This window comes from Belnapia moabensis DSM 16746 (assembly GCF_000745835.1).
GTDB lineage: Bacteria > Pseudomonadota > Alphaproteobacteria > Acetobacterales > Acetobacteraceae > Belnapia > Belnapia moabensis.
In genome coordinates, this window is the sequence record NZ_JQKB01000131.1 from 1 (window position 1) to 9,012 (window position 9,012).

The window sequence follows — 9,012 nt, forward strand, 5'->3', positions numbered from 1 at the left end:
GAACGCCGACCTCAAGCAGGCGGTCCCGCGCAAGGCGCCGGCGCGCAGCAAGCAGCAGCTGAAACGTGCGGCGATCAGCCATATGCGTAGCCTTGCCAAGCGGCCGCAGCGGATCCGCTCCATCTTTCAGCACCCGCAATTCCGCTACGCCGCGTAGTCAAGACAATGGGAGCCGCCTCAATAACGCTGCCCATGTCTTTACGACGTCGGTCCTGCAGGCGAAGGAGGTGGCTGGCTGATCCGGCTTCCGTCCACCCGGGTTCGCCGCTCAGGTCGGAAGGCTGCAAAAGAAGCCGATTGTAAGTTACGATATCTCCGCCTGCTGCAAGTGAGCGTCTGCCGGGGCCGCTTGCTTCGTGCGGCTCAGGGCTACAGCCTTGCTCGGCTAGGACGCCCCTCGTGCCCGCTGCCCTTACGTCCGGTGTTGGTGGGCAAGCGGACGTCTCTGGTCAGTAGTCGAGGTCGACAGCTTTGCGCCCATCTCGGGGACAGCGCACCATTGCTCTCCGCGCGAGCACACAGCCATCGAGCCACAGTAGCCGGCAGCGACACGATGTGCCTCAACCCCGCACGCAGGCTGCGCCAGTCCCGCCTTAACCGCGAGCGGCTGCCATCTTGACCCGTTCGTTGAGATTCGCTCGCAATGCTAGGCCTTTTTCCCAGCCCATGGCCGCGACCGAGAGGCCGCCGTCCACGACGAAGGCATGCCCGTTCACGAAACCGGACATGTCGCTGGCCAAGAACGCCGCCGCATGCGCGATGTCGAGTGTCTCGCCCGCCCGCTGGACCGGCTGCAGCTTGGAGAACACGTCTCGGACGGCATCCGACACGCGGTCCGCCTGAGATCCCTCCAACCCAGCATTCTTGCCGAAGATCCCGGTGACGATCCCGCCGGGCGAGATCGCATTTACGCGAATACCCTTCCCGCCGAGCTCTGTCGCGGCGGAGCGCGTCACGTCGAGCACCGCGGCCTTGGACGCGGTATAAGCATGACCAGTGAAGCCGCCCTGCGAGGCGGCGACGCTGGAGATGTTGACGATGCTGCCGGCGCCTCGCGGCAGCATGGCTGCTGCCGCGTGTTTCATGCCGAGCACCACACCGCGGATGTTGACGCTCATGACGCGGTTGAAACAGGCCATATCGAACTCAGCGATACTCGTGTCCGGTGCGGAGGAGCCGGCGTTGTTGATCATGCGATCCAACTGACCGAAGCGCTCGATAGTGAACGCTACGAGGCGGCGCACCTCGTCCTCCAGCGTCACGTCGGTGCGCAAGAACGTTGCACCGGTGTGCTGCGCCAGCACGGCACCTTCCGTCTCGCGGCGACCGGCACCGACGACGCTTGCCCCTTCTTCGGCGAAATGCCGAGCAATCCGCTCGCCGATGCCGCTCGTCGCTCCGGTGACGATCACAACCTTTCCGTCGAGCAAACCCATGGTGCAAGCCTGCGAGGAAGCTGCACCCGGAGCAGGTCCGGATGCAATGCGAGAGAGCGCCTACATACTATGGAGGTGCGGTGTGAGGCGAACTCGGCGGTGCGATTGGCCAAAAAGCAATGGCCTGCCTCTGCCCGTCAGGCCTCGAAAGCTGCCATTCCGCTCTCGGCCAAACTCGGGCGGCCGACGCACGGCTGACAAGAATCATTTCAAGCCGGCATCGGGCTGACGGTAGTCACCCCTCCTTCTTCACATTCCACATTAGCGGCAGGCCTTTCAGCACGCCGCTCACCGTCTTGCGGTAGGCGGTTGGTTGATAATACTCCCCTGTCGGCAGGTAGGGTACGTCCTGGAACGCCTGCTCTTGGATCTGCACCGCGATCGCCTTCTGAGCCGCCATGTCTGGCGCATGGAACCAGGAATCCCGCAACTGCTCGAGCTTGGGGGAGTCGCACCAACCAAACCACCCGGCCTCGCCATTCCCCCGCAGGCCGAGATGCGTCGCTGGCGTGAATTGGTCCACGCCGAAGAAGCTGGTGAAGAAGACGCTCCACCCGCCCTTGTCGACCGGGGCCTTGCTGGCCCGGCGCTGGATAACCGAGCCCCAATCTGTGCTCTGCACATCCACGTTGATGCCAGCCTGCTTCAGCATGTCGGCTCCCACCTCGCCCAGCGCTTGCAGAGCCGGCAGATCGGTCGCGATCATCACCACTGCGCGCTCGCCGTTGTAGCCGGCCGCGGCGAGGTCGGCCTTTACACGAGTCAAGTCGCGCTTGCCTTGCAACACCGATACTCCGGCGCTGCTGGCCAGCGGCGAGGCGGCGGCAAAGAAGCCAACATCGTCCTTCCACAGCGACCGATCAGTCCCTGCCACTGCCTGCATGAAGTCCGCTTGGTTCACCGCACCGAGCAGCGCACGCCGGATCGCCGGGTTGTTGAAGGGCGGCTGCAGATGATTGAACCGCACCATGCCCGGCAGACCCGTCGGGTCGAGTGTGTCGGTGGTCAGGCTGCCGTTTTGCCGAAGCACGGGATACAGGTCGAGCGATGGCTCTTGCCACCAATCGACCTGGCCCCGCTGCAATGCGGCCATGGCGGTCGACGGGTCAGGGATGGTGCCCCATTCAATGCGGTCCAGGTATGCGATCTTCGGCCCGGCGGTACAACTCGGCGTGCCACCCGGCCGCGGCACGTAGCTCTCGAACCGTGTGTAGACGCTGAGCGCCCCCGGCACACGCTCGGCTGCAACGTAGCGGAACGGGCCGCTGCCGACCATCTCCGTGATGGGCTTGAAGGGGTCGGTGTTGGCCAACCGCTCCGGCATGATCGCGCACATGTTGCCGGCAACCTTGCCCAGTGCGTCCGGCAGCAAGGGAAAGGGGCGCTTGAGGCGGAAGACGATCGTCTTGTCGTCGGCAGCCGAAAGCTCGTCGGTGGCGGCCATCAGCGCCTGGCCAAACGCGTCCCGCTTGCCCCAGCGGTTGACGCTGGCGACGCAGTCGCGGGCGAGCACGGGGGTGCCGTCATGGAATTTGAGGCCATCGCGCAGCGTGAGCCGCCAGGTCTTGCCGTCGGCCTCGGTGGCGAAGCCGTCCACCATCTGCGGCTGCGCCTTGTACTCGCTATCCTGCCCGAACAACGTATCGAACACCACAAAGCCATGGTTGCGCGATATGTAGGCGCTGGTGACGATGGGATCGAGCAAAGGCACGTCAATCTGCGGGACGAATTTGAGCGTCCTGGCGGCCTGCGACTGGGCCACGCGGGGTGCGACAAGCACAGCGGCGCCGGTGGTGAGCAGGGTGCGACGTTTCATCATCGGGAGACCTCGATTCGGTATCGGCTTAGGCGTAGCAACAACGAGGCCATGCCCAAGGCTGCCATCCTGCCGTCGAGATGCGGCTTTCCAAAGCGGATGATCGGTTCACTTGACCGTCTACTACGCCGAATATCGCCAGGGGTACGTGAGCTCGAACCATCGACGCATCGGGCTTGCCGAGGTAGGCACTCCGCCAAAGGCGTTCCTCACCAGCGCCGAAGCACCCTCGTATTGGATTCCGATTATGGCACGTGACCTGCCGCTTCCCGTACTCGCAACCCATGTCGGCAAGTTCCATTGCGACGAGGTATTTGCCTATGCCGTATTGCGCGTGGCGCTGGGCTTGGCTGAACCCGGCCGGGACCATGTGCTGCTGCGCACCCGCAAGCCGGAATTGATCGACACAGCCGACATCGTCTGGGATGTAGGGTTCGTCTTCGATGCAGCCGCAAACCGCTTCGACCACCACCAGCGCGGCGCACCGCAGCGAGCCGATGCAACGCCCTTCTCCTCCGCAGGCCTGGTTTGGCAAGCCTACGGTGAACGCGCGGTAGCCGCCTTGTTGCGGGAGAGCGGGGCTGAGGCCTTCACTGCCGCGATCGCCTCGGAAGTCGATGAGACCATTGTGCTGCGAATTGACGAAATCGATAACGGCCTGTCGACCAACGGCTCAAACGAGCGCGATACGCTTGGCATGGCAACGCTGATCGGCGAATTCAATCCGACCTGGGATGATCCCGCGGGGACCGGACCCACGGCCGGCGATGTGGCCTTTCAGGAGGCGGCCACACTGGCTTCAGGTATCCTGCGCCGCCGCGTTGATGGATTGCGGGCACGTCTTGCGGCCGAGGCTAGCGTCCTCGCTGCGCACAAGGCCGGCGACGATCCGCGCATCCTGGTGCTGGATCACGGAATGCCCTGGAAGAACGTGGTCTACTCGCACGACTTGCCAGTCCTGCTCACCGTTTCCCCTGCCTCGAACGGGAATTGGATGCTGGATACGATGCCGCCGGAGCCAGGCTCGTTCGAGCAACGGCTGCCGTTGCCTGAAGCCTGGGGCGGATTGCAAGGGGAGGCATTGGTGGCGAAGACGGACATAGCGGATGCCGTGTTCGTGCATCTGCGCCGCTTCGTAGGCGCCGCCAAGTCGCGCGCCGGCGCCATGGAAATGGCTCGCAAGGCGATGGAGTTGTGAAGCCGCACTTCCGTAGACTCTCGGCATATTTTGCTAAGTCAACGGAACGGAATGGCGTTGGGCCCATGCGCCCATCCAAAAAACGTCTACTTCTTGGCGGCGATCGCTGCGATGCGGCCAGACCGCTTTCGGCCAGATCATGACATCACGCACAAGCTTGAAGGGCAGCATTTCGTCCGCTTGCGAGGTTGGACCGGGCACTGACGAGCCACGCCTTATGACGCTGCTTTCCGCCCTGAACGGCTGTTCAGCCCTGAGCCCTTTGGTTGGGTGTGCCTACTTTCCACCGTTGCGGGCTGGAGCCTTCCTATGTCCGATCCGGTGGGCCGTCGCGGCTTGGCGCCTGTCGCGCGCTACAACCGCGGCCCGACCGGCCCGCCATAAGCCGCCGGGGTCACGGACCAGCAGGCCCATGAGGCCAAGCAGGCGCAGGTAGTCGACCACGACGTCGCATGGCTGCCGGAGTGCCGGGAAGCGGCCGGTAATGACCTGCCATTCGAAGCCATCCGGCCTGGGCTCGGCGAAACGGCCCCGCACTACTGGATAGAGCGAGGTTGCCGCGGTGCGCTCGTCCAAGGGAATGCCGCCCAGGATGTGGCGCCCGACCAGATGTGACTGCCAGATCTCCCGGGCGACGACAAAGCACCCATCCCCGTCCACGGCGATCCCGACCGCACCTTCCAAGCCAGCATCACGCGTCGCCTCGACAGCCCAGGTCAGTCGAGGGTCGGCCGGCTCTACAGTCGGAGATGCGGCAGCCACTATGAGGGCATTCCCGAGGCGCTCAAGCGTTGCTTCCCGGGAGCAAGCCCGTCGCGCCGCCTCGGCGCGCATTGCAGTCTCGGTGGCCTCGGCAAGACGGTTCCAGAGCCAACGTCGCGGTGCCGAGCGCAGGATGGCGTGTTCCAGCATCTCCGGCGAGGCATCCCGGGCGACCCGCGACAGGTCGATCTCGACGGCGGCCAAACGTCGCTCTTGGATGAGGGCCAGCTTTTCAGGGCCGCAGAAGTGGGTCACCGCGACCTCGACCAGGAGCGGGCGTCCGGTCACGGTGATGAGGATGTCGGGACGCAACCCGTCGAGCCCAGGTTCCAGGGCAGCGCCCTCAGGCCGGATCGTCACGGCCGGCCGGACGAGGCGGCGCCTGCCGCCGTATTCGGCAACCACCTCGGGCAACATCAAAGGAGCGCCGTCGGCGATCAGCTGCTTGGCGAGCTTGTGCAGCATGGTTTCCTGGGCCGAGGCGCAGGTGCGATCGGTGGCGTGCGCGAAATGGGCGACCCGCATTTCGCCCCGGCGCGCTACGAGGGGGGCGCCACATGCTGGGCAGGAGCAGCCGCACTCCAACCCGGCGGGCACCTCTGTGGCGCGCACGAGGCGGCCATCCGATGCCTCACCGTAGGGAAGAAGCACGCCGTCCCCACGCGGGGAGCACTCGGGTGTCCCGGGAAGCCCGCTGCTTGCCATGCGCTCCAGCTTCGCCCGGCACCTGGGCTGAGAGCAACAGCATGGGCAGGCGCAGGGAGTGGCTGCACTACTCTGGAAGAGCCATATGGAGCGCAGGCGCGACCGAGATCCCAGGGAATGAACGGCTCGGCATGGACGGAACGAACAATGCGGCGGCGTCCTCGACAGAGGTTCTGGCCGGCTTGGTCGAGCGGGTCACCTTCCACAACGCCGAGACCGGCTTTTGCGTCCTGCGGGTCAAGGTGCGTGGGCAGCGGGACCTCATCACCGTCGTCGGCCATGCCGCCCTGATCTCGGCCGGCGAGTTCATCAGCGCCTCGGGTGTGTGGATTAATGACCGCACCCACGGTCTGCAGTTCAAGGCCTCGTTCCTGAAGGCAACAGCGCCGACCACGCTGGAGGGCCTGGAGAAGTACCTCGGCTCCGGCATGATCCGTGGCATCGGCCCAGTTTATGCCAAGAAGCTGGTGCAGGCTTTCGGTGAGGCGGTGTTCGACTTGATCGAGCAAGAGCCGGATCGCCTGCGCGAGGTCACGGGCATCGGACCGAAGCGCGCCGCCCGCATTGTCGCCGGTTGGGCGGAGCAGAAGGTGATCCGCGAGATCATGCTGTTCCTGCACTCGAACGGAGTCGGCACCTCCCGCGCAGTCCGCATCTACAAGACCTATGGCTCGGACGCGGTTAGGTTGGTCAGCGAGAACCCTTACCGGCTCGCCCGTGATATCCGTGGCATCGGCTTCCGCACCGCCGACCAGATCGCGGCCAAGCTGGGCATCGAGCCTACGGCCATGATCCGGGTCCGCGCCGGCATCTCCTTCGCCCTGGCAGAGGCCATGGAAGGTGGCCATTGCGGCCTGCCCGAGACGGAGTTGGTCGCCCTCGCGCAAGGGCTGCTGGACGTGCCGGAAGCGCTGGTTGGCGAGGCTCTCGGCCTGGAGGTCGGAGCGGGTGACGTGGTGGCCGACACGCTGGAGCGGCAGCGCTGCGTCTTCTTGGCCGGCCTGTATCGGGCTGAGCGCGAGATCGCCGAGCGGCTACGGCGCCTTAGCTCCGGCGTGCCGCCCTGGCCGGTGATCGACGCTGACAAGGCCCTACCCTGGGTGGAGGCGAGGACCGGCCTGACCTTGGCTGAGAGCCAGCAAGCGGCGGTGCGCCTTGCGCTCGCCTCGAAGGTGCTGGTCATCACCGGCGGCCCGGGCGTAGGCAAGACCACCCTGGTCAACTCGATCCTGAAGATTGTGGCGGCCAAGGGCCCCGAAATCGCGCTCTGTGCCCCAACGGGCCGGGCAGCCAAACGCCTGTCCGAGAGCACCGGACGGGAGGCCAGCACCATCCACCGCCTGCTTGAGGCCGATCCGAAGGAGGGTGGCTTCAAGCGCACCGACCTGCAGCCACTCGACTGCGACCTGCTGGTGGTGGACGAGACCAGCATGGTGGATGTGCCTCTCATGCGGGCGCTGCTGAAGGCTCTGCCCGAGGGGGCAGCCCTGCTGCTGGTCGGCGACGTGGACCAGCTGCCCTCAGTCGGGCCAGGGCAGGTGCTGGCCGACGTCATCGCCTCCGGCGCAGTTCCGGTGGTGCGCCTGACAGAGGTGTTCCGCCAGGCGGCCGGGAGCCGCATCGTCACGAATGCCCACCTAATCAACCGGGGTAAGATGCCAGACCTCACGACCCAGGAAGGCTCGGACTTCTACTGGATCGAGGCACCTGATCCGGAAACCGGGGTGGAGAAGCTCCTGACCGTGGTGCGCGAGCGCATCCCGCGTCGCTTCGGCCTCGACCCAGTGCGAGACGTGCAGGTGCTCTGCCCGATGAACCGCGGCGGGCTCGGGGCGCGGTCGCTCAACATCGAGCTGCAACGAGCGCTGAACCCGCCCGGCGAGGTTCGGGTCGAGCGCTTCGGCTGGACCTTCTGCCCCGGCGACAAGGTGATGCAGATTACCAATGATCACCAGCGCGAGGTCTACAACGGCGACCTCGGCATCATTCGCCGGCTCGATCTCGAGGAGGGCGAGCTGGTCGTCGACTTCGATGGCCGGGAGATCGCTTATGGTTTCGGCGAACTGGACGAGCTCGTCCTCGCTTACGCCACTACCGTCCACAAGAGCCAGGGCTCGGAGTACCAGGCCGTGGTCATCCCGCTCACCACCCAGCACTACCCCATGCTCCAGCGCAATCTGGTCTACACGGCGGTGACCCGGGGCAAGCGGCTGGTTGTGCTGCTGGGTCAGAAGAAGGCACTGTCCATCGCCGTCCGCGGCCAGCAGACCCGGCGTCGCTGGTCGAAGCTGAACGAGTGGCTCCATGGCTAGCCGCGCGATAGCCGGCCAATTCTGCGGATCAGGTGCCCATACGGAGCCCTCCGTCTGTACCCTGATGCGTTCGGCGCCGAGGCCGGGAGATCATCGATGGAGCCACACACAGATCCTACCCATCCCCTCCGCTACGAAATGCTGTTCGGTGATGCCTTGCGGCCACTGCTGTCCCAGTTGGGCGAGCTCATCTTCGCCGTTTTCCGGGACTGGCCCTACCTCTATGCCAGTGATCCAGCAGCGGCAGGGTCCTATCTGGCCTCCTACGTCGACGGGAGCAGCCCGGATGCGGCCATTGTGGTCGCTTTCGACGGTGACCTGCCGGTTGGGGCGGCGACATGCCTACCAATGGTCGAGGCAAGCGCGAGCGTGCCAAACGCCTTCGCCGCGTACGAGCTCGACCCGGCCCGGTTTTGCTACTTCGGTGAGGCAGTTCTCCTCGCGGCCTATCGCGGGCGAGGAGCGGGCGTGCGGTTCTTTGAGGAACGCGAAGCGTATGCGCGAGGGCTAAGGCCTGTTAGAGCTTGATGACTTTGATCCAGTCTGCGGTGGCGGCGAGGCAGAGCACGCCGAGGAAGGAGCGTGCGGTCTTCTCGTAGCGAGTAGCGACCGCTCGCCACTCTTTCAGACGTGCCCAAAGGTTCTCGACCAGGTGGCGGTTGGCGTAGATCCAGTCCGGACAGGCGACCTCGGCATCGGTGCGCCGGGGCGGGATCGCAGGTCGCGCGCCCATGTCCCAGATGCGCTCGCGGAAGGCGTCAGAGGCAAAGCCGCGGTCGCCAA

Annotated in this window: 7 protein-coding genes and 1 pseudogene; 3 read left to right on the plus strand and 5 right to left on the minus strand. The window is 65.4% G+C overall.

Going from position 1 to position 9,012, the window contains the following annotated elements:
- Positions 1-593: 593 nt before the first annotated feature.
- The gene (locus EP26_RS28045) at positions 594-1,436 is read right to left on the minus strand and encodes a glucose 1-dehydrogenase (RefSeq protein WP_043344134.1); all 843 of its coding nucleotides are present in this window, start codon (positions 1,434-1,436) and stop codon (positions 594-596) included.
- Between the two features lie 235 nt (positions 1,437-1,671).
- Positions 1,672-3,252: an ABC transporter substrate-binding protein gene (locus EP26_RS28050; RefSeq protein WP_211259592.1), complete on the minus strand. Its 1,581-nt coding sequence runs from the start codon at positions 3,250-3,252 to the stop codon at positions 1,672-1,674.
- Between the two features lie 112 nt (positions 3,253-3,364).
- Between EP26_RS28050 and EP26_RS28055 the strand changes: the two genes are divergently transcribed.
- A complete protein-coding gene (locus EP26_RS28055) occupies positions 3,365-4,450 on the plus strand; it encodes an MYG1 family protein (RefSeq protein WP_245624553.1) in 1,086 nt (361 codons plus the stop codon).
- A 276-nt stretch (positions 4,451-4,726) separates the two neighbouring features.
- Here the strand turns inward: EP26_RS28055 and EP26_RS32630 are convergent, their stop codons facing one another.
- A complete protein-coding gene (locus EP26_RS32630) occupies positions 4,727-5,677 on the minus strand; it encodes a hypothetical protein (protein ID WP_245624554.1) in 951 nt (316 codons plus the stop codon).
- A 24-nt stretch (positions 5,678-5,701) separates the two neighbouring features.
- Positions 5,702-5,917, minus strand: a pseudogene (locus tag EP26_RS39060) (competence protein CoiA family protein); the annotation flags it as partial.
- Between the two features lie 131 nt (positions 5,918-6,048).
- Between EP26_RS39060 and recD2 the strand changes: the two are divergent.
- Together recD2 and EP26_RS28070 are read left to right on the plus strand one after the other, a co-directional pair.
- The gene (recD2, locus tag EP26_RS28065) at positions 6,049-8,229 is read left to right on the plus strand and encodes an SF1B family DNA helicase RecD2 (RefSeq protein WP_043344142.1); all 2,181 of its coding nucleotides are present in this window, start codon (positions 6,049-6,051) and stop codon (positions 8,227-8,229) included.
- 96 nt (positions 8,230-8,325) lie between these two features.
- Positions 8,326-8,757: a hypothetical protein gene (locus tag EP26_RS28070; protein ID WP_052389791.1), complete on the plus strand. Its 432-nt coding sequence runs from the start codon at positions 8,326-8,328 to the stop codon at positions 8,755-8,757.
- Here EP26_RS28070 and EP26_RS28075 read toward each other — a convergent pair.
- Positions 8,747-9,012 (minus strand): IS5/IS1182 family transposase (locus tag EP26_RS28075; RefSeq protein ID WP_043342279.1); only part of this gene is annotated, 266 nt, incomplete at its 5' end. The two genes, EP26_RS28070 and EP26_RS28075, sit on opposite strands and share 11 nt — an antisense overlap.

Bases quoted from the DNA above. Each gene is read 5' to 3' on its own strand.
- EP26_RS28045 (WP_043344134.1), bottom strand. From the start codon at position 1,436: ATGGGTTTGCTCGACGGAAAGGTTGTGATCGTCACCGGAGCGACGAGC.
- EP26_RS28050 (WP_211259592.1), bottom strand. From the start codon at position 3,252: ATGAAACGTCGCACCCTGCTCACCACCGGCGCCGCTGTGCTTGTCGCA.
- EP26_RS32630 (WP_245624554.1), bottom strand. From the start codon at position 5,677: ATGCTGCACAAGCTCGCCAAGCAGCTGATCGCCGACGGCGCTCCTTTG.
- recD2 (WP_043344142.1), top strand. From the start codon at position 6,049: ATGGACGGAACGAACAATGCGGCGGCGTCCTCGACAGAGGTTCTGGCC.
- EP26_RS28070 (WP_052389791.1), top strand. From the start codon at position 8,326: ATGGAGCCACACACAGATCCTACCCATCCCCTCCGCTACGAAATGCTG.